Origin of the sequence: Paenibacillus aceris (assembly GCF_017874035.1) — a bacterium.
Lineage (GTDB): Bacteria > Bacillota > Bacilli > Paenibacillales > NBRC-103111 > Paenibacillus_E > Paenibacillus_E aceris.
The window spans coordinates 336,889-357,325 of sequence record NZ_JAGGKV010000005.1 but is presented as its reverse complement, the minus strand read 5'-3'; the positions used below and the strand labels follow the sequence as shown (position 1 = coordinate 357,325).

The window sequence follows — 20,437 nt, the reverse complement described above, 5'->3', positions numbered from 1 at the left end:
ATTTTCCTTTATTGAAATCATTAAGCTGCCCGTATAGTAGTTAAATAAACAATAGAGGAGTTGCCCTGTGGCAGCTCCCCCCATTAAAGTTAGTTACGTATAACTGTTGCTTATCTCTCCTCCTAGGACTTTATCTGATTAAAACGAGACAGTGAAAAGGTATTCAGTTCCACTGTAGTTGACACATGTTGAATAAGATCGGCGAGCAGCGCCCCGACAGCGCTGGCAAATTTGAATCCATGCCCGGAAAACCCTCCTGCCAGCAGGACATTCGTATAAAGCGGATGCCGGTCAATGATAAATTGCTCATCAGGAGTCAATTCATACTTGCATACAGCCCCTTTTAGCAGTTCTCCTCCTGCAAGGGGGAGGAAAGTGGACAAAGTTCGGCGCAAGTCACCTTCATCCTGTTCAAGGTGACCGAATGGCGCTGCCTGCTCCCCTGGCGTCCAAGGCAATCCGCCATCATGGCGACCGATTTTGATACCTGCGCCGTTTATGCTGGGAAAGCCGTAATACCCTCCATTCTCAGTTCCGAGAGTAAACCCCGGAAAAACGCCCGCATCGTAAAGGTTGGGCTCCCCCCGAAACCACCCTACAGTTTTGCGGACAGCTCGGATTGGCAGCGAGACGAAAGGCTCTAAACTCTTGAACCAGGCTCCGGCAGTCACAATCAGTTGATCCGCTGAAAATTCGCCTGCTCGTGTACGTACACGGACACCTGCTCCGTCCGCTTGAATATGCTGAACCGGGTTATAGGGCAGCAGCATGGCACCCTCGGCTAAAGCTAGAGTTCGATAAGCGGCGACACACCGTTCGCTATATAAATAACCGGCGTCCGGCTCATACATCGCTTCAAATGACTCCGGCAGCACGATCCCTGGCCAACGCCGATGGACCTCATCGGCATCCAGCATTTCAACCTGCACGCCTGCCTCGTCGGAATCGGGCAGCCTATTCGTGAATTTTCCCGCAGACAGATCAGCCATATTGAGAACACCTGAACGAACGAGCAGCTTTTGCCCGCTTGCCACCTCGAGCTCCCGCCATAATCGGTCAGCCTCAAGGGCCAAGTGAATATAAGGCTTTCCTCCACTATACGCATGGCGGATCAAGCGAGGCTCGCCATGATGGCTTCCTTGTTCGTGCGGGGGATCAAATGAATCAATCATCAATGTGCGAATCCCACGCTTAGCCAGATAATACCCTGCGCTCATCCCCATGGACCCAGCTCCGACAACGATCACTTCAAATGAATTTTTCATGCCTAACCTCCTCCGATGCTATCACTCCGCAGCGAACCGTTTCGTTCATCAACCGCCTACTCTTTATTACCCACTTCGATTCGCAAGAAAAAACTGCACCAACTCCGATTGCTCACCGTTCAAGCTGATCAAATTCGTCTGCAGAGCGACACTCGCTACCCCAGCTAAATCTACGGGATATAAAAGCTGCTCACGTACTTCCTTATCGACACATAAACCTGGAAGAAAGCATATGCCAGCCTTGTTCAAGACTAGCTTCTTGGCTGTCTCCGCATTATCCGTTTGAATTTCAATAGCCGGAGGTTTATCCAGACTTTGAAATAGTCGGTGAATTCTCAACCAATCCAGCGAACCGCATTCAAAAAAAACAAAGGGCTGATCGACGATCAAGTCAAGAGACACCTCTTCTTTACCTACAAGAGGATGGTCCGCATAGGCATATAAACGAATAGGATCTTGGTAATATTTAACCGAATGTAAATTAGGATGACTGATGTTGCGTACGAAGCCGATATCGAGTTCTTTATTCAGAACTTTAGACATAATTTCATCGGTCGTGGCTGTCGTTAATTTGATTTGAATCCCCGGGTACTGATCTTTCAGTTTTGGCAGCAATTCAGGCAGTATGTAGTTGGAAGCGGACACTGTGCAGCCCAGTCGAAGTTCATGCGGATCCGTCCGCTGGCGCTGTATGTGCTGCTTGCCTTTCTGATACACTTGCAGCAGCTGCTGCGCATAGGGCAGAAACTGTCTGCCCTTCTCCGTCAGCTGCACTTGCTTACCCAAACGATCGAACAGCCGGATGTCCAGCTCGCGTTCGAGCGATTGAATTCGCGCAGTAACCGATGGCTGCGACAGGAACAAGACTTCCGCAACCTTATTAAAACTTCCGTAATGATACACATAAACAAACGCCTCAATGTTTTCAATATTCATACGCGGTACCCCAGATCCATTTAGAATAGGATAAGCCCAAAACCAAGCACAAAAAGACCTCCGAGCACCTATGCTGAAATGCTGAACAACATTCAGCTACAAGGCTTCACAGGTCTCCGGCTGCCCGGTTGACAGCTATTGAATTATCCTATACTCTACCGATTATTCCCGAGTATGTCAATCGGAATTTATTAATTTATTACAAGGGATCATGACAAGCAACGAAATGTTCTTGGCCTACTTCGCGGAATAGTGGATCTTCCGCAGCGCACCTCGCGGTCGCAGCCGGGCACCTTGTACGGAATCTACAACCTGACGGGGGATTGGCTGGTGACGGAATTTCCCCCTCGATCGTTTTGAACGAGCGCTGCCGATGCGGATCGGGGACCGGAATGGAAGACACCAGCGCCCGTGTATACGGATGCGCCGGATGGCGGAATAACTGCTCACTGGGCGCGATTTCAATCAGTTTGCCCAAATACATAACGCCGATACGGTCAGACACATAACGGACAACATGCAATCCATGACCGATAAACAGCATCGTAAGATCAAGCTGCTGGCGCAGCTCTTGCAGCAGATTAATAATCTGCGCTTGCACGGATACATCCAGGGCCGAAACCGCTTCGTCCGCCAGTAAAAACTTAGGCCGCATAGCGATCGCTCTCGCAATGCCGATACGCTGCCGCTGTCCGCCGGAAAACTCATGCGGATAGCGGTCATAGACACTCGGATCCAGTCCTACAAGCCTCAGCAGCGCCTCTGTGGCTTCCCGCTTTTCCTTTCCCTTTCGCATGCCATGCACCGCAAAGGGTTCACCGATAATATCCCCTACCTTCCAGCGGGGATCAACGGAGCCGTGAGGATCTTGGAAGATCATCTGCATATGTTTCCGTTGTTGACGTAAACGGGAGCCGGACAAGGTGCCCAGGTCCTGATCCTCAAACAAGACGGTACCGGAGGTTGGCCTCTCCAAATGAAGCAGCATCCGTCCGAGCGTCGACTTGCCGCTGCCCGATTCACCGACTAAGCCGAAGGTTTCCCCCTTTCTTATCGTGAACGAAACATCGTCTACGGCCTGAATCCATTTCCTCTCCCTTGAAAGGAAAGAACGCTGCAGCGAATAATGCTTCGTCACATGACGAACCTCAATGAGCGATGCAGCCTCCTGCTTCGCGTTATTGTCGTCAAGAGCAGGACGCTGATGAACGTCGACTTCGTGAAACGGCTTTGCAGCTCCGACATCCCCCGGCTCCGGCAACTGATCAGCATGCCAGCAAGCCCATTGACGGCCTTCTCTTTCTTCCAGCGCCGGCGTCTCACGGGTGCATAGCTCTGTCGCGTAGGCGCAGCGTGGATGAAACCGGCATCCCAAGGGAAGATGATTCATACCCGGTATAGAGCCCGAGATCGCGTAAAGGGGCTTCGTGCGATCACTGTCTAATGTCGTAATGGAACGCAGCAGCCCCATCGTATACGGATGCCGGGGCTGAGTGAACAAATCCGCCGCTGCCGATTGCTCGACGATTTGACCGGCATACATCACGATGATGCGGTCTGCCATCTGAGCCGCAACACCCAAATCGTGTGTGATCAGCAGAATGGACATGTTATACTCGCTCCTCAGTTCTAGCAAGAGCTGCAAAATCTGCGCCTGAATCGTCACGTCCAGAGCGGTTGTCGGCTCGTCTGCAATCAGCAGCTCTGGTTTGCCGCTGAGCGCCATCGCAATCATAGCCCGCTGCAGCATCCCCCCGGACAGCTCGCCCGGATACTGCTTAAGGCGAAGCTCCGGCTCTGGGATACCTACCCGCTGCAGCAGACGGGCAGCTTCCTCTTCTGCCTCACGAGCTGTTTGACGACGATCATGACGCCTAATTGTCTCCGTGATTTGGCTGCCAATCGTAAAAACAGGATCGAAAGCCGCCATAGGCTCTTGAAAAACCATTGCCATTCTTTTGCCCCGCAGAGAAAGCAGCTTTTGCTGCGGAAGCGCAGTGACATCAACATCTCCAAGCTGTATGGTACCGGCGGTAATCGCCCCGTTCTCATGTTCAATTAAGCGCATGATCGCTTTGGAGGTCACGGACTTTCCGCTTCCTGACTCACCGACTAGACAAACAATTTCACCGGCCTGAATGGAAAAACTTATATCGCTGACAGCCTGCACGACGTTCCGAATTGTAGCAAATTCTACGCCAAGCTGGTCTACGGATAGTAATGCACTCATCCTCTACTCACTCCTATGACTGCCGTTTCTTGGGATCAAGCGCATCGCGCAGTTCATCTCCGATGACATTGATGGACAGGACGAACAAAGTAATAGCCAAACCTGGAAACGTGCATATCCACCAAGCTACGGTTAAGTAACCTCTACCTTGAGAAAGCAGTGCGCCCCAATCAGGAACTTCTTTTAATACGCCAAGCCCCAGAAAACTAAGACCGGACCCGGTCAGTATAGCTGTCCCGACGCCTATGGCCGCCATAACGAGCAGCGGAGAAAGGGAATTCGGCAGAACATGTTTCATAAACAAAGAAAGCTGTGTTGCCCCGATCGACCGGGAAGCGGTAATGAACGGACGATTTTTGACGCTGAGAATTTGCCCACGCATAACGCGGGCATAGTTAGGAACTGCGGCCATAGCAACAGCGAGTACAATATTCCAAAGCCCAGGGCCGAGTGCCGCAGCAATCGCAAGCGCCAGCAATACGCCGGGAACCGTCATGATGATATCGTTAAATCGCATCAGTACACGGTCCGTCCATCCCCCGAAATATCCCGCACATGCGCCGAGCAGCCCTCCCAGCAGTCCGCCTACAATCACAGAAGCAAAACCGATGAACAGCGACTCCCGGGCGCCATACACAATAAGACTGAAGACATCCCGGCCAAAATAGTCCGTCCCGAGCAAATGGGCTGCTTCAGGAGCAAGCAAAATCTGGTCCGCTTGCATGTCCGTCGGCAAGTAAGGTGCAATCCATTGCGGCACCATGGCGCAGATTATTAGAAAAACAACGACAACCGTTGACGCATACAGTATGAAACGTGAAGGGCTCAGATTCAGTTTCTTGCGGTGAATGGTCAGGCCGGTTTGTTTGACCCGCCACAAGGGTTTCGCAGTGGCAACTTCCCTCATCCTAGGCATCCTCCTTAAAGTTTTCGTTAGAAAACTGACTTCGTAAGCATAAACTTAACTTTGGAATCGTCTGACCCGGGGATCAATATAGGCGTACGAGATGTCGACAAGTAAATTCACCAGGACGTAAACGATTGCGGAGAATAAAATAACTCCCTGCACAACCGGCAGATCCTTCGCCATAATCGCGTCTGCGATAATTCTGCCGATACCCTGCCGGGAAAAAACCGTCTCAATGACAACCGTGCCGGCGAGCATCTCGCCGATTAGAATTCCCAGCATCGTAACTGCAGGGATTAATGCATTGCGCAGCGCATGGCGGTACATCACCGAGCGCTCCATCAAGCCCTTGGCGCGAAGCGTTGTAATGAATGCTTCTCCGAGCACTTCCAGCATGGAATTTCTAACCATTCGGACGATAAAGCCCGCTCCCAGCATTCCTAAAGTAACGGCTGGCAGAACCAGCGTTTGCCAACCGTTAGAGCCAATAGCCGGCAGCCATCCGAGGAAAACGGAAAATATCAAGATAAGCAAAATCCCTGACCAGAAGGTCGGCATCGAAATGCCGAACAACCCGACAATTCTGGCGATGATATCAATCGGTTTGTTGCGGTGAATCGCCGATAACACGCCCAGCACGAGGCCAACAGCAACAGACACCAGCGAGGCCGCAGCCGTTAGCGCCAATGTCGCTGGGAAATGCGTTATAATTTTGGGCAGCACAGGCTCTGAGCTCACTAATGATTTGCCGAAATCCAAGGCAAGCACGTGGCTGAAATATGTCGTAAACTGCTCGATAAACGGTCGGTCTACCCCGAGCTGATGACGCAAATTCGCGATTGCTTCAGGACTCATTGTGCTCGGATCGATCATATTCATCACAACATCTCCGGGCAGTACATACAAAACGCAAAACACCAAGATGGAAGAACCCAGAATAACGCCTAAAGAGCTGACAAACCGGATTGCCATTGCCTTTACCATCCGAACGGCCTCCTTACTTTTTGAGGATAGACGCGTCATTGAACAGCGGATAACCTAATGAATCGAATTTGATGCCACTTACATTTTTCGAGGCTGCTACGGTGTAAGGGAAAATGTAAACCGGAATAATGACCGCATTGTCAATGATATAGCGCTGTACATTTTTGTAAATTTCCTTGCGCTTCGCTTCATCCGCTTCTACAACTCCTTGTTCAAGCAGTTTATCAAGAGCCGCATCTGATAAATGGGAAAGAGACGGGCGAGCATTCGGCGCCGTTGTATGGTAGAACGAATTCAAGGCAACCGGATCCGAGTTCACTTGGCTGTTGCCATAGAGGTCGTAAGCTTGAGCTGTATAAATGACACTCTGAACGTCTTTGGTAATTTCAACTTCTACGACGACTCCGACTTTCTTAAGCTGCTGCTGGACGATGGCGGCAATATCATTGCGCTTCTCCCGATTCGGTGAACCATCTACATAATGCAGCGTCAGCTTTTTACCGTCTTTCTCGCGTACGCCGTCTGCTCCTTTAACCCAGCCCAATTCATCGAATAAACGGTTTGCCTTATCAAGATCGGGTTTAATCTTATTTTCAAGAGACGCATCGTAACCGAATATCGTTGGTGTCAAAGGCGACCATGCGCGTTGATAGGTGCCCAGATACAGCGTCTTGACAATGGCATCGACGTCAATTGCAGATTGTACAGCCTGACGCGCCTTTACATCATTCCAAGGAACTCTGCTTTGATTAAAAAAGAGCGTGTACGGCAAGCCGCTTGTGTTCACTTGCAGAAGCTGGACCTTGGCATCGTTTTTCAGCGCCACGGCATTTTGCGGCGGTATCGTTTCTGCCGCCGTCACTTGACCGCTCTGTACGCTGCCGAGCCGGGTTGCCTCTTCGGGAATAATTTTGAACGTGATAGCGTCCAAATACGCTTTGCCTTTATTTTCAACCAGCGAAGGGGCCCAGTTATAATCTGGATTTCGCTCGACTTTGATTTCGGAATTGTCTTCCCATTTCACAAATTTGAAAGGTCCGGTACCGACCGGATTTCTACCGAATTGATCGCCGGATTTCTTAGCCGCTGTTGGCGATACGATCCCCAGCATCGCTTGACTCAAATTACCCAGAAACGCTACCGATGGTGACTCCAAATTCAGCTTTATCGTATATTCGTCAATCACTTCCGAAGATTTGTAAGGCTTAAGCAGCGCAGAAGCATTAGCCGCTTTCGTGGCAGGATCGAGAATACGGTCATAGCTGTATTTCACGGCTTCCGCATTAAATGGCGTCCCGTCCTGGAATTTCACATCCTTGCGCAGTTTGAATGTGTAGCTCTTACCATCCGGCGAAATCGACCATTCCGTTGCCAACCAGGGTTTAATCGTGTTGTCCGGCAGCTGCACAACCAGATTGTCATAGATCGTCCGGAATACTCTGACGGCAACGGCCAAACCGCTGCGGTGCGGATCAAGCGAATCCGGCGAGGTTGCCAGTGCATATGAAATTTCACCGCCTCTCGCTGCCTGCCCGTTCACTGAAGCATTATTGGAGCTTACCGGCGATGACGATCCGCTTTGGCCGCCGGCTCCTCCGCACGCGGATAAAACCGTCACGGCAGCTGCCAGCAGCAGCGTGATGGGTATAAAACGTAATTTCCTCATTATGAGCACACTCCAATGTCAAATAAATAGATTAAGCTGACCAAACGCTGCTTACAATCTCCCGTCGAAGCACTGGCGCAACTTCTTCGGCAAACCATGCCATCTGCTCCCGCTGTTCAGCTTCCGTCAAGCCGTCCACACTGATCGACATGACCTGGTGGCCGTAAGCGGCCTGATAGATCAATATTTTCTCGATAACACGCTCAGGACTGCCCACCAGCAGTGGCCCGTTTGCTAAGTTATCCTCCAAACTAACAAAAGGCGACTGATTATGTTTCGCTGAATCCGTGGAATGAAAAGCCTCATAATACGGACGAAAGCGCCGAATCGCTTCCTCTGTCGTTTTAGCTAAATATAAAGTGCCTGCTCCCGCTCCAACCGTTGCACGCCTAGGATCATGTCCGTAATAAGCCCATCTTTCCCGGTAGTGATCGATCAACGCTTTGTACTTAGGTAAAGGATGAAACGTATTGGAGGAAAAAATCGGTTCGCCATACTTGGCGGCCAGCTCCGTGGAGAGCGGCGATGAGGCGCTGCCATGCCAGATCGGAATCGACGATTGAAACGGTCTTGGCAAAATGGTAACTCCCTCTAATGGGGGACGATATTTGCCTTCCCAGTTGACATTCTCTTCGCTCCATATGCGTTTGAGCAGGGCATACCTTTCGGCAAGCGAATCCCACTGTTCTTCTTCTTTGATGCCAAATAGCGGATAATGCCTCGGGTCGTTGCCTTTGCCGATAATTAGTTCCAGACGTCCTCCCGAAAGGTGATCCAACGTCGCATAATCTTCGGCAACACGAACTGGATCCAAGACACTGAGCACCGCAACCGTTGTCAGCAGACGAATACGCGAAGTGTGGGCAGCAATGGCTGTCAGGAGCACAGCCGGCGATGAAGAAAGAAACGGAGGTCCGTGTCTTTCTCCAATTCCGTAAGCGTCAAAACCGAGCTCTTCGGCATAAATCGCCTGCTGGAGAATGTTCTGAAACTTCTCTTGGGTTGTCAGCGTTTCACCGGTAACCGCATTGCGGATATTCATCACTAAGCTGAATAAGGCGAATTTCATAACGAACCTCCTTGGCGGTGCTGACGAATTCTCTCAGCATGCAAATGGGGGTTCACAATTTTACGCAGCAAATACATCGTACCGTCACCATTGCCCCGGTCGATAGCATCGATGCGCTCATAGCCCTTTCGTTCGTACATATCCAGCAGCCATGGATGCTTCTCCGCTGTTGCAAGCGTGACAGCCGATGCGCCGAGTTCATCGCGAATAACGGCTTCCTCCACCCAAGTCAGCAGCTTAGTGCCAAGTCCGCCGCCTTGCGCGTCAGGATGGACAGCGAACCATTTGAGAAACGGATACTCCCTGTTCCATCTGTTGGCTGAATCCTTCGACAAGGTTAGCGTAGCCGCAATCTGTCCATCCTTTTCCAGAACATAGCAGGCGTTCTTCGCGATATTTTCTTCGATTAATGCCAAATCCGCATGCGCAGCGGGCCATTGCAGCTTCAGCTCGCGTATCGTGATATACGCATCATAGATGATGTCCACAAGCCTCTCGGCATCTCTGGGCTCAGCAAGACGATAAATTTCGCTCATGAAGAGCTCACCTCATGTTCGCTTGCGATTGAAAAAGCACGTTTAATTCGCTCAATTTGTTGTAAATGAGTATTCACATGCTTCGTAAATCCCTGGATAATATTCGTTACGCTTACGGCTTCACCCTTGGCATTAATACCTGTCTTTTGCCAATCCTCGTCACTTAGACGATGAAATAATAAGCTGTTATAACGGAGCAATGGATTAAATATCGTCAAAATATCGGCAGCATCACCGTCATTAGCCCTTTGCCCGCTGACCCAGGCATCCTGGTTAAAAGCAGGCAATCGAACCGTCGTACCCGCTAAAATGTCACGAATTCGGAAGGAAATGACAAGGCTATGATCCGCAAGGTGGGCCAGAACCTCGGTCACGCTCCACGAAGATGAAGTCTCCTTCCAAATCAATTGTTCTGGGGTTAGTCCTTCCACAGCCTGAAGTAATTGGTTATGCGTATCCAAATATGCTTGAATGTCGTGACGACTCATGTCATATCCTCCTAATGTTTATTTAACTGCAAAGTACTATACGGACGTTTCTACACCCTTCAACACTTCTGCCAGTCGTTCATAGGAACGAACTCTCTCTGCGAAATCCTCGATTCTAGCCGTAACGATGAACTCTTCCACGCCTGTGAGCCTCTGTAAATCTAACAGCTGTTCACGAACTGTCTCTCTGGAGCCTCGGGTGACTTCCGTTGTCTTCTCCTCAATCGTGTATGGCTCATTCGCCTGCCTGCCGAATTCCTCGGCCTGCTCCAACGTACCTACGGTCGCTTTTTTGCCACTGGCCAAATACACTTTGTAGTGCTTCTGTTCAAAAGCAAGCGCATGCGCCGCCTGATCTGTGTCTGCCACTATAACGGACAAGGCAAGTATAGCCCGAGGTGATCGATTCGAAGCACGCTGAAAGTTGGACCTATACACCTGTATGGCTTCAATGGCGGCTGATCGGTCCCCGTTAATGGATAAAGAAAAGACATAAGGAAGACCTAATGAAGCAGCAAGCTGTGCGCTGTCGGGACTCGCCCCAAGCAAATAAATATCAGCCGGAATGCTTGCTATCGGCGATGCTTTAATGCCGTACAACGGATGATCCTCCGGAATTTGGTTATTCACGTATGCCTCAAGCTCTGTGAGCTTCTCCGTCAGCGTCTGAGGTTCCGTGACTCCATGCTGCAGCGCCTGTGTGCTGCGAGGCAGCCCTCCCGGCGCTCTCCCAACCCCCAAGTCGACCCTTCCAGGTGCCAGCGAAGCCAGAACATTGAAATTCTCAGCAACTTTATACGGGCTGTAGTGCTGCAGCATAATGCCGCCTGACCCGATGCGAATTCGCTCTGTTTTGGCTAACAAGTGCGAGATGAGCACTTCCGGCGAGGAGCCGGCGAGAAATTCGGAGTCATGATGCTCCGACACCCAAAATCGTTGAAAGCCGAGCTCCTCAGCTTTTTGTGCTAATCGAATGGTTTGGGCAAGCGCCTCAGAGGCTGAACTCCCAGGGGAGATCGGACTTTGATCCAGAATGCCAATTGAAATCGTCATAAGATTGCCTCCTAGATGGAATATGAAAGTTCCGGGCGAATGCGGCTCAGAAATTGCTTGGTCCGCTCTTCTTTGGGACGGTTAAACAGCTCATTCGGTTTGCCTTCCTCGACGATGGCGCCTTCATCCATAAAAACCACGTGACTGGCGACATCTTGCGCAAAGGTCATTTCATGTGTGACAATAATCATCGTGATGCCTTCTTTGGCAATCTTTCGTATGACGGCAAGCACTTCGCCGACAAGTTCGGGATCTAGCGCCGAAGTGGGCTCATCGAATAAAATGACTTCAGGATTTAACGCCAATGCCCTGGCGATGCCGACTCGCTGCTGCTGACCGCCCGACAGTTGTGAGGGATAAGCATCAAGCTTCTCCCCAAGGCCGACCTTCTCCAGGAGCTCGACGCTGATTTTCCGCGCCTCTTCTTTTGGAATCTTTTTGACAATTAGCAATCCTTCCATTACGTTCTCTAGCGCTGTCTTGTGACGAAACAAATTGTATTGTTGGAACACCATTGCCGTCTTTTGACGCAGCTGGTGAATGTCGTTTTTGGACGCTTTTTTGCAATCCACGCTGAAATTGTCAATCGTAATCACTCCGTCATTCGGCTTTTCCAAATAATTCAAGCAGCGAAGCAGTGTCGTTTTGCCTGAACCGCTTGGTCCCAAGATGGCAACGACCTCTCCTTTTTTAACGGTAAGATGAATGCCTTTGAGCACCTGATTGCGACCGAACGATTTGGAGATATTGGCTAAACGAATCATGAGGTGCCCCCTTTTCAATGCGTGGCTGAACTTAAACTTATAATTCCGATATAAATACTAAGAATTATTCTTGATCTAACCTTATCATTCTCCGTAAGCTCTCGTCTAATAGAGTTCTTCTATACATCGATTCAACAATTCAATACATCTGGTGCAAATTCTGTGACTTGCCTAAGCGACACCGCTGCGATTGTATACATTCAAACGTTTCTCCAACAAAGCGGAAATACTTTCAGCGATAATGGTCAAAATCCAGTACAGCGCAGCCGCTGCGATATATGCCTCAAGATATTTCCAGTTCCTCATCGCTACGATGTGCGCAGTGCCGTTTAATTCCTGAAGCGAGATCATGAATGCAAGCGAAGAACCATGCAGCAAGCCGATAAATTTACTCAGCAAATTAGGAAGGCTAATGTGCAGTGCTTGTGGAAGGACGATACGCCTCATGCCCTGCCAGGTCGTCATACCAACCGAATATCCCGCCTCAAGCTGTCCCTTCGAGACGGACAAAATGCCCGAGCGGATCGTTTCCGACATGTACGCCCCGATATTCAACGTGAATGCCACGAAGATGAACAGAATCAGCGGAATCACGCTAGAGCGCACATTCCAGCCATATCTCACTGCGAGGCTATCAAATATCATCGGAATGGCAAAATAAACAAGCATGATATGAAGCAGCAGCGGCGTGCCTCGAAAGAAAGAAACGTAAAACTGCGCGATGCGGTGAATATATTTGATTCTGTACATTCGGATAAAGGCGACAAGGGCGCCGACAATGAACCCCGTGAACAAGGGAACAATCGAGATAACGAGTGTCAAAGGAAGCACCTTCAACATAGCCTTAAAAGCTTCAAGCATAAACTGGAAATCGATGTGAATGGCGGCTTCCTCCTTTCCTTCTATTCCAAAGCTGTGACCGCTTTTTCAAAGCGCTGCACCCTGCGTTCGAAACGATGATACATATACTCCAATAAGAGGACTACGACATAGTAAATAATGGACAAAGCAATCCAAATCTCTAGAAAGTGATAGGTCGTCCCCAGCATTTCAGCTCGCCCGACCAGATCCATTACGCCCAGCGTGTAGGCGAGCGACGTATCCTTCAGTGTGCCGATCGTTAGATTAGCCACATTGGGCAGCGCTATTTTCCACGCCTGTGGCAAAACGATTCGCGTCAGCACGGCGTATCCGGTCATGCCGATCGAATAGCCTGCCTCCGCCTGGCCGCGATCTATGGCGTTAACCGAAGCGCGGACAATTTCCGAGAAATAGGCCGCAAAATGGAGTGCATAAGTCAGTATGACGAAAACTAACGGCTGAACATCACTTACGTCGAGTCCCGCTGTTTTGAGCAGTTCCGGCACGCCGTAATACACGAGGAATAGCTGGATCAGAATAGGCGTGCCTCTGGTGTACGAAATATAAATAATAACGAGCCGATTCAACAGAGGGATGCGATACAACCTTGGAAGTGCAATGACAAGTCCAAGCAGAATGCCGCATACAACGGAAGCCAGCACAATGAACAACGTGACGTGCAGGTAAGACAGCAGCTTAGGCAAGTACACCCAAATCAGTGAAAAATCAAACGGTTTTCCCATTCTATCCCTTCCGCCTCTCCATGACTCCCTCCCGCTATTGCGTCACTGTAAAATCTTCCCCTAGCCACTTTTTGCTGAGGCTTGCCAGCGTTCCATCTTTTTTGATTTCTTTTATCGCCTCATCGATCTTGCCTTTCAGGTCTGTTTCATCTTTACGCAGCACATAGTAAATTTTGGATGTGTACAGCACGGGACCTACGACTTTTTGCTGGGCATCCGCGTCCTTATTGCGTCCTGCTACTTGGAACGGTGTCGAGATTGTGGCGTCTACACGGCCTGTTTTAATTTGGTTAATCACATCGTTCGTTCCGCCGCTGCCGGAGTATACCAGTTCAAAGGGAGTTCCTTTATTCTTATTGTAATCCTGCAGCCAGACGGCGCCATTGCTCCCCGGAGAGGTGATGACCTTCTTGCCTTTGAGATCTTCAATCGAATTCACTGTATTGTTGTCTTTGTTCACGACAACTTTGCTAGGCCAAATGTTGTAGGCTTCGTCATTGAACAGAAATTTGGCTTGTCGTTCGCTGTTCACTTCATATTGATTAACCGCTAGATCGACTTTGCCTGCTTCCAGGCTCAGGAGGATATTAGCAAATTCCATCGTTTTAAATTCAAACTCGTACTCAGGCAGGCGCTTATCAATTTCCTTGGTCAACTCGATATCATAGCCGGTTAAGTTTCCCTTGTCATCGAGGAAAGTAACATCTTTAAATGTTCCACTTGTTCCAACTACGATTTTTTTCACTTTCTGTGGCGCTGTGGCAGCTGTGGCAGCTGGTGCAGCTACCGGTGAAGCTCCGCCCGATGCCGGCGAGACACCCGTTTCTTTTTGTGCCCCACAGCCTGCGAACAGTAATGCTGAAGTCAGGATAAGGGGGGTTGTTTTTAATATATTCATGGATACATCCTCCTTTTTATTTTTCATGTCAGGTCTGCAGTGCCAAGCGGTAGGCTTCAACCACCGTTGTGTTGTCAGCTGCAAAGAAATCGTACCGGGGCTCATGTTCGAATCCCAGCCTAAGATAGAGCCGCACAGCGTCAGGCATACGGTTCGACGTGTGTAAGCCAAGATAGGTAAATCCATCTTGCTTGGCGCGCCGGGCACATTCTTCTATCAGCAAGGTAGCGACGCCTTTGCTTCTTGCTGCAGGATGTACGCCGAGGAGGCGGATTTCCGGATACGGGATGGTCTCGCTCAGCTTCTCATACAACCCTTCGACTGCCTTCTCCCATTCGTCCCACTTGGCATCCCTTATGAGCACATCGATGGCAGTTGACATCCTATTTCCCCCTCACCGCCTCAGACTGCCGAATGTAACGGTTCGCTGGAACGTCTAACCCCAAATTCCCTCGCAGCGTATTACTTTCATACTCTTTACGGAAAATCCCGCGCTCCTGCAGCACAGGCACAACCAAATCGACGAAATCCGCAAGCCCGTTCGGCACCACTGTTCTAATGTTGAAACCATCTGCAGCGCCGCCTTCGAACCACTGCTGGATGAGATCAGCCACCTTCTCCGGCGTCCCGATGAAATTGCTTCTCGGCGTGGATGCCCGCAGTGCAACCTGGCGAAGTGTGAGTCCCTGTTCTTTAGCTTCCTGCTTAATGCGGTCGGTCGTGCTGCGGAAGCTGTTGCTGCCGAAGTCGCCGAGTTCCGGAAACGGATCATCCAAAACATGCTGTGAGAAATCATAATGCTCAAAATAACGCCCCAAATAATTCAGTGCCTGTTCGATTGTGACAAGTTCAGCAATTTCCTGATATTTACTCTCCGCTTCCGCCTCGGTTCTGCCGACAATCGGCCCGATACCCGGGAAAATCAGAATCTCATCCGGCTGACGACCGTAAGCGGCCGCTCTGCCTTTTACATCCTGGTAGAAAGCTCGTGCTTGCTCGAACGTCTCGTGTCCCGTGTACACCGCGTCCGCCGACTTGGCTGCAAGATCTTTGCCGGAATCTGAGGAGCCCGCTTGGAACACGACCGGGTACCCTTGCTTGGAACGCGCGACATTCAACGGCCCCTGAACCGCAAAGTGTTTGCCCTTATGGTGCAGTGTGTGAAGCTTGGCGGGATCGAAGAATACACCGTTAGTTTTGTCTCGGACAAACGCGTCGTCTTCCCACGAGTCCCATAGCCCTTTCACAACCTCAAGATGCTCCTCAGCAATCTCATAACGCAACGAATGATGCGGATGCTCGCCTTTGCCGAAGTTAAGTGCCGAGCCTTCCAACGGTGAGGTGACTACGTTCCAGCCCGCCCTTCCTCCGCTAAGATGATCGATGGAAGCAAACTGTCTGGCCACTGTGAACGGCTCGCTGTAAGATGTAGATAAGGTTGCAACCAGTCCGATTCGGCTAGTCGCTTCGCTTAAGGCTGACAGCAGTGTCAGTGGCTCAAAACGGTTCAGAAAATGCGGGTTCGACTTTTCATTAATAAACAAACCATCGGCGATAAACAAGAGATCGAATTTCCCCTGCTCGGCTTTACGAGCCTGCTCTTTATAGAACGCTAAATTTACGCTCGCATTGGTTGGCACTTCGGGATGCCGCCAGAAGGATATGCTGTTTCCGACTCCATTCAAATTAGCTCCCAGCTTTAGTTGTTTCTTGGACATAGAAGTCACTCCCCTTTTAACCGTTAATACCGATGTGTATAATCGGATTTAATTCCATAGGATTACTATATATCAACAGTCCGTCACAGTGTATATCGCATTCTTCTATTCATCTATTTAAAAGTTCTATCGGAGAAGAGATTTCGGTCACACAGCGGCTTCAATCTCAAAATAAATAAAAAAACACCGCCATATGGCAGATGTTTTTTTAAGCCTATAGGCTAGATTTATCAACTAACTCGATGATTGGTAATTCGTTTGAGAACTTTTCCGCCACCAGATCGACCTGCTTACCGTCAGCACGAATTAAGGTGTAGTATTCATAACGCCCTATGACCGTAAAATCGTTCTGCATCACACCCGGGTAGGCCCGGTTTACGGAGTAGACTTGGCTCTTATAGGATTGCAGTGCCTGTCCCTTCAATAATCTAAATTCACTGATATCCACTTTTCCTGTAATGATGCATGCATCCTCGGGCCCAGCGTCCTGACAATGATCATAATAGTGAGGAACGGATATATAATAAAATTTAGGCAGCCGAGCTGGAGAATAATATGCCTCCGATAAAATTACGGCCTTTTGTGCAGCATGGGAAACGGCAATATGATCCGGGTGTCCGGTAACACCATCCAGCGGAAAAGATAGGATGACATCTGGCTTTAAAGCAATAATCGTTTGACTAATCCGCTCGGCCAGTATAACCGGATCTTGATCCTTAAGGGTCCCGTCTGGATATCTATATAAAATTAAATCGGTAACACCAAGTATGGAGCATGCCTTCCGTAATTCTTCTTCGCGGTGCAAGGCTAACTGTTCTCGTGAGCTAAATTGAAATTCACCGGACTTCCCTTTACAGCCCGAAGTGACGCATATTAAAAACACCTCGTGCCCCTGTTTATGGGCTTTAGCCATGGTACCTCCGGCTGCGAAGGATTCGTCATCAGGATGAGCAAACACGAATAATAATCTCTTACTCATATCATTCAACTCCTTCCTTCAATTCAATTCGCTGATCGAGGCCTTTAAATAAACTAGCCCCATCGAAGTAACGCTGTTTATCGGTTCCCCCTGCATTTCAATGATTTGAGCTTGGGGTGCATATTCCTCGATTTTCGAAATCAGCTGTTTCCGAACGAGGCTAATATTTTGCAGCACGCCGCCCTGCAGGATCAGCTTAAACGGTTTATCCGTTAGCATTAATTGCTGAATGATAGCACGTACACTCACAAACAATTCCTCACTGGCTGCGGATAAAATACGTTTAGCTTCTTGATCTCCGGCTATCGCCGCTAAACTAACCAACTGAGATAATTCTCCTAATTTATCCACGGAGTAATCCGAACTATAGACCCAATTGAACAGCTCTTCCACATGGGTAAAGCCCATATGCGGCAGCACCCATTCATGTAGTCTAGTTGCATCGCCCCGACCATCATTCGTCCGAAGAATCGCTGTCACGGCCTGCTTGCCGATCCAATAGCCGCTTCCTTCGTCCCCTACCCGATGCCCCCATCCGCCAGTCCTACCCGTTTGACCGAACTCGTTGATGCCAAATACGATCGACCCTGTTCCTGCAATGACGAGTACACCGGGCTGGCCTTCGGTTGCACCTAATAATGCGGCTAATCCATCATTATGGACCACTAAGTGCCCTACTTGGATAGTCAGAAGACAGAGGGTATCCTTCACCATTTCCATAATCACTTTCCTGTCATATTCCGTATCCAAGCCGGCGATTCCAAAAACAGCGCAGTCGATCTCGATTGAAGGTAGGTTTGCGAGATCCTCGGTAACACCAAGATCCAGTATCGCCTCGCGAATACCATGAGCGATTTCCCGCACCGCCCTCTTCTTGCCAACCCCTTGATAATTACATGGGCCTGCTTTTCCTTGTCCTAGTACATTTCCTTCCCTATCCGTGAGTACGACAAGGCTTTTGGTACCTCCTCCATCAAAAGCAAGTAGTGGAATTCTTATTTTCCTCATTAGGCTTCACTCCATTGAAGAATGACTTCATCCAGATGCTGAATGGCACATCGGCTCTTCTCCCGGGCCTCTTGCAGCCATTGTGTATGTGACGAGTACTGGAGCCTGCGGTCATCGATGACTCTCTTCATTTCTTTAGGATTTGGGCCTCCCGGCAACGTACGGATGTCCACAAAATGAACGGGATCCATCGCTCTGCGCAAGTCTTCCTCATCCAGGGACACATCCCGGCCAATGATTTGTCTTGCAGCATCATTCACTAATTGAAGCGTGATTTGATTCGCGTTTAAACCATTAGCAAGCGCCTTTTTTACCACATCGCTGACAATATGATGGGCTTTTCTGAATGACAGCGCATCCGATCTTACTAACGTATCCGCCAGCTCGGTGACTGTTGCGAAGCTTCCCTCCGTCCTCTGGCGAAGCACTTCCTTGTTGACCTCCATCGTGCCTATTACGGCAGCTAACAATCTATATAACTTATCCATGATTTCTAAACTTTTCCAAGCATACGGCTGCATATCATCCTCGGTATCTACAATATCTCCGAAGGGCGTGTTATGAATCATGGAAAGAATCGTATTCGTATTACCGACACAGCTCGACAATAACGCCCGCATATGTTCCAGTGAGACGGGGTTGCGTTTCTGTGGCATGATGGAGCTGATCTGTACGTAAGGAGCTCCTACCTTAAGCACCGCAAACTCTTGAGTACACCACAAGAGAAGATCCTGCACAACCCGCCCTAAATTAATTGCCGCCAGCTGAATGGCTGTCGCGATTTCTCCTAAGTAATCAGCGCCGCCTATCGCGTCATATGAATTTTCGATAAGTTCGTCAAAAGCAAGCAGGTTCATCATACGTTCCCGGCTGATAGCAAATCCTGAGGTCGTCAATGCCGCTGCTCCCATACTGCTTCGGTTACAATTGGCATAAGCCGCCTTCATGCGTCGAATATCACGATTTAAAGAATCGATAACAGCCGTCATGTAGTGAGCGAGAGTCGTTGGCTGAGCCTGCTGCGTATGTGTATAGCCAATCATCACCGTGCCCAAGTGTTCCTCTGCAAAGTCCAGTAAATGGTCCTTCAAGAAAAGTGCAGATGACAGTGTCACCGCTAACTTCTCTCTGAGCACCATTCGATAGATCGCAATTCCCATATCATTGCGGCTTCTCGCAAGATGCAAATTGCCAGCTATATCCCCAGCATGATCCAGCAGCTGATGCTCGACCTGAAAGAATAAATCTTCGAACTCTCCGGTATAGGTGCTGTGGCGCAGAGCCTCCACATCAAGTCTTTGAATGGCTTTAGCTATTTGTCTGGATTCTTCTTCTGTGATCAGGTTTTGCTCACGCAGCATGATCAAATGTGCTTTATTGATTGCCATCATAGGGCCTAGCAGATTTTCTTTTGCTTCATTAAATGCTGGCTCCAAAACAACCTCCGTATACGTTTTACCCGGGAAAGATGATCCTTCCGATTGCAGCAGTTGTTCACGATATCCCATATTGCAATTCATCCTTTCCAATCATTTTTTTGATCTCATCTCAAGCCAATTCACGATTAGTTGATTCATATTCCGGACAGCTTCTTCCACGATCGCCTCTCCGGCTTCATAGGAAGTTTGCCTAATTTTACCTGTGTATCCATCCCATCCTTGAGGGGTACCCTCCACTAAAACATAGGGCATTAAAGTTAAAGGCGGACATGAATCTAATTCCAAATCTGAATCCTGTACGGAAACCAGGTCCGGTCGAAAAGCCTTAACGGCAGACATTTCGTATGGACCCCCATGGCCTCTGCCCGCAGTCCCGTGAAATAACCCCATTTGCTCAGAAAAATCAGTCGCAACCATTTGCCACCAGTTGATTAACAAGAAGCTCGCGTCTTTATATTTACCGGTGATGGATTCGGCTACAGTCCGGGAAGGACCCATATTGCCATCGTGAGCATTGAGTAAGACAATATTTCGAATACCCAACTGACAAATTCCGTCTACGACGTCTGATAAGTAATCAATGAAGACAGATGGGCGGACCGAAACCGTACCAGGATAATCTTTGGTTTTGCCTGGACAAGACGTATACGATATTACAGGATAGATTAAGGGCTTAAGAGCAAAATCCACCTTTTGTGCAAAGCCCTCAGCCAAGATAACATCCGTACCCAACGGTGAATGTGGTCCATGATATTCTAAAGAACCCAATGGAACCACAGCAAATTGCGCTGTATTCTTAACTTCATCTACCTCTCGCCCATGAACATTCATTACATTCATATCCCCTGAACAACCTCCGAATTCATGATACATATGGAGAACACTGATCGTGC

At 49.3% G+C, this 20,437-nt stretch carries 20 protein-coding genes; all 20 read right to left on the bottom strand.

Going from position 1 to position 20,437, the window contains the following annotated elements:
• Positions 1-122 precede the first annotated feature (122 nt).
• Positions 123-1,265, bottom strand: a complete 1,143-nt coding sequence (solA, locus tag J2Z65_RS12400) for an N-methyl-L-tryptophan oxidase (protein WP_167058837.1) — start codon at positions 1,263-1,265, stop codon at positions 123-125.
• A 66-nt stretch (positions 1,266-1,331) separates the two neighbouring features.
• Positions 1,332-2,201, bottom strand: a complete 870-nt coding sequence (locus J2Z65_RS12395; protein WP_167058840.1) for a LysR family transcriptional regulator — start codon at positions 2,199-2,201, stop codon at positions 1,332-1,334.
• Positions 2,202-2,400: 199 nt separating this feature from the next.
• The gene (locus tag J2Z65_RS12390; protein WP_167058844.1) at positions 2,401-4,431 is read right to left on the bottom strand and encodes a dipeptide ABC transporter ATP-binding protein; all 2,031 of its coding nucleotides are present in this window, start codon (positions 4,429-4,431) and stop codon (positions 2,401-2,403) included.
• 13 nt (positions 4,432-4,444) lie between these two features.
• Entirely contained in the window at positions 4,445-5,338 is an 894-nt protein-coding gene (locus tag J2Z65_RS12385) for an ABC transporter permease (protein ID WP_167058847.1), read from the bottom strand.
• Between the two features lie 54 nt (positions 5,339-5,392).
• Positions 5,393-6,322, bottom strand: coding sequence for an ABC transporter permease (locus J2Z65_RS12380; protein ID WP_167058850.1), 930 nt, complete (start codon positions 6,320-6,322; stop codon positions 5,393-5,395).
• A 13-nt stretch (positions 6,323-6,335) separates the two neighbouring features.
• Positions 6,336-7,988: an ABC transporter substrate-binding protein gene (locus J2Z65_RS12375; RefSeq protein ID WP_167058853.1), complete on the bottom strand. Its 1,653-nt coding sequence runs from the start codon at positions 7,986-7,988 to the stop codon at positions 6,336-6,338.
• A 31-nt stretch (positions 7,989-8,019) separates the two neighbouring features.
• A complete protein-coding gene (locus J2Z65_RS12370; protein ID WP_167058855.1) occupies positions 8,020-9,057 on the bottom strand; it encodes an LLM class flavin-dependent oxidoreductase in 1,038 nt (345 codons plus the stop codon).
• Positions 9,054-9,593 carry a GNAT family N-acetyltransferase gene (locus J2Z65_RS12365; RefSeq protein WP_167058858.1) on the bottom strand — a complete coding sequence of 180 codons (540 nt, stop codon included), beginning with the start codon at positions 9,591-9,593 and terminating at the stop codon, positions 9,054-9,056. Before J2Z65_RS12365 ends, J2Z65_RS12370 begins: the two co-directional genes overlap by 4 nt.
• A complete protein-coding gene (locus J2Z65_RS12360) occupies positions 9,590-10,081 on the bottom strand; it encodes a DinB family protein (protein ID WP_167058860.1) in 492 nt (163 codons plus the stop codon). Before J2Z65_RS12360 ends, J2Z65_RS12365 begins: the two co-directional genes overlap by 4 nt.
• A 36-nt stretch (positions 10,082-10,117) precedes the next feature.
• Complete coding sequence (locus J2Z65_RS12355) at positions 10,118-11,134, bottom strand: LLM class flavin-dependent oxidoreductase (RefSeq protein ID WP_167058863.1); 1,017 nt, start codon at positions 11,132-11,134, stop codon at positions 10,118-10,120.
• Between the two features lie 11 nt (positions 11,135-11,145).
• A complete protein-coding gene (locus tag J2Z65_RS12350; RefSeq protein WP_167058866.1) occupies positions 11,146-11,898 on the bottom strand; it encodes an amino acid ABC transporter ATP-binding protein in 753 nt (250 codons plus the stop codon).
• A 171-nt stretch (positions 11,899-12,069) separates the two neighbouring features.
• Positions 12,070-12,780, bottom strand: a complete 711-nt coding sequence (locus tag J2Z65_RS12345) for an ABC transporter permease subunit (protein ID WP_167059055.1) — start codon at positions 12,778-12,780, stop codon at positions 12,070-12,072.
• 20 nt (positions 12,781-12,800) lie between these two features.
• On the bottom strand, positions 12,801-13,502 hold the full coding sequence (locus J2Z65_RS12340) for an amino acid ABC transporter permease (protein ID WP_167058869.1): 702 nt from the start codon (positions 13,500-13,502) through the stop codon (positions 12,801-12,803).
• A 34-nt stretch (positions 13,503-13,536) separates the two neighbouring features.
• Complete coding sequence (locus tag J2Z65_RS12335) at positions 13,537-14,400, bottom strand: transporter substrate-binding domain-containing protein (protein WP_167058872.1); 864 nt, start codon at positions 14,398-14,400, stop codon at positions 13,537-13,539.
• Positions 14,401-14,428: 28 nt separating this feature from the next.
• Positions 14,429-14,782: a GNAT family N-acetyltransferase gene (locus J2Z65_RS12330; protein WP_167058875.1), complete on the bottom strand. Its 354-nt coding sequence runs from the start codon at positions 14,780-14,782 to the stop codon at positions 14,429-14,431.
• Position 14,783: 1 nt separating this feature from the next.
• Positions 14,784-16,118, bottom strand: coding sequence for an LLM class flavin-dependent oxidoreductase (locus J2Z65_RS12325; protein ID WP_167058878.1), 1,335 nt, complete (start codon positions 16,116-16,118; stop codon positions 14,784-14,786).
• A 214-nt stretch (positions 16,119-16,332) separates the two neighbouring features.
• Positions 16,333-17,097 (bottom strand): PIG-L deacetylase family protein, encoded by a 765-nt coding sequence (locus J2Z65_RS12320; RefSeq protein ID WP_167058881.1) that lies wholly within the window; start codon positions 17,095-17,097, stop codon positions 16,333-16,335.
• An 18-nt stretch (positions 17,098-17,115) separates the two neighbouring features.
• Positions 17,116-18,105, bottom strand: coding sequence for an N-acetylglucosamine kinase (locus J2Z65_RS12315; protein ID WP_167058884.1), 990 nt, complete (start codon positions 18,103-18,105; stop codon positions 17,116-17,118).
• Positions 18,105-19,613 (bottom strand): argininosuccinate lyase, encoded by a 1,509-nt coding sequence (argH, locus tag J2Z65_RS12310; RefSeq protein WP_167058887.1) that lies wholly within the window; start codon positions 19,611-19,613, stop codon positions 18,105-18,107. The genes J2Z65_RS12315 and argH overlap by 1 nt, the downstream gene beginning before the upstream one ends.
• A 21-nt stretch (positions 19,614-19,634) precedes the next feature.
• Positions 19,635-20,384: a creatininase family protein gene (locus J2Z65_RS12305; RefSeq protein WP_167058890.1), complete on the bottom strand. Its 750-nt coding sequence runs from the start codon at positions 20,382-20,384 to the stop codon at positions 19,635-19,637.
• Positions 20,385-20,437 lie beyond the last annotated feature (53 nt).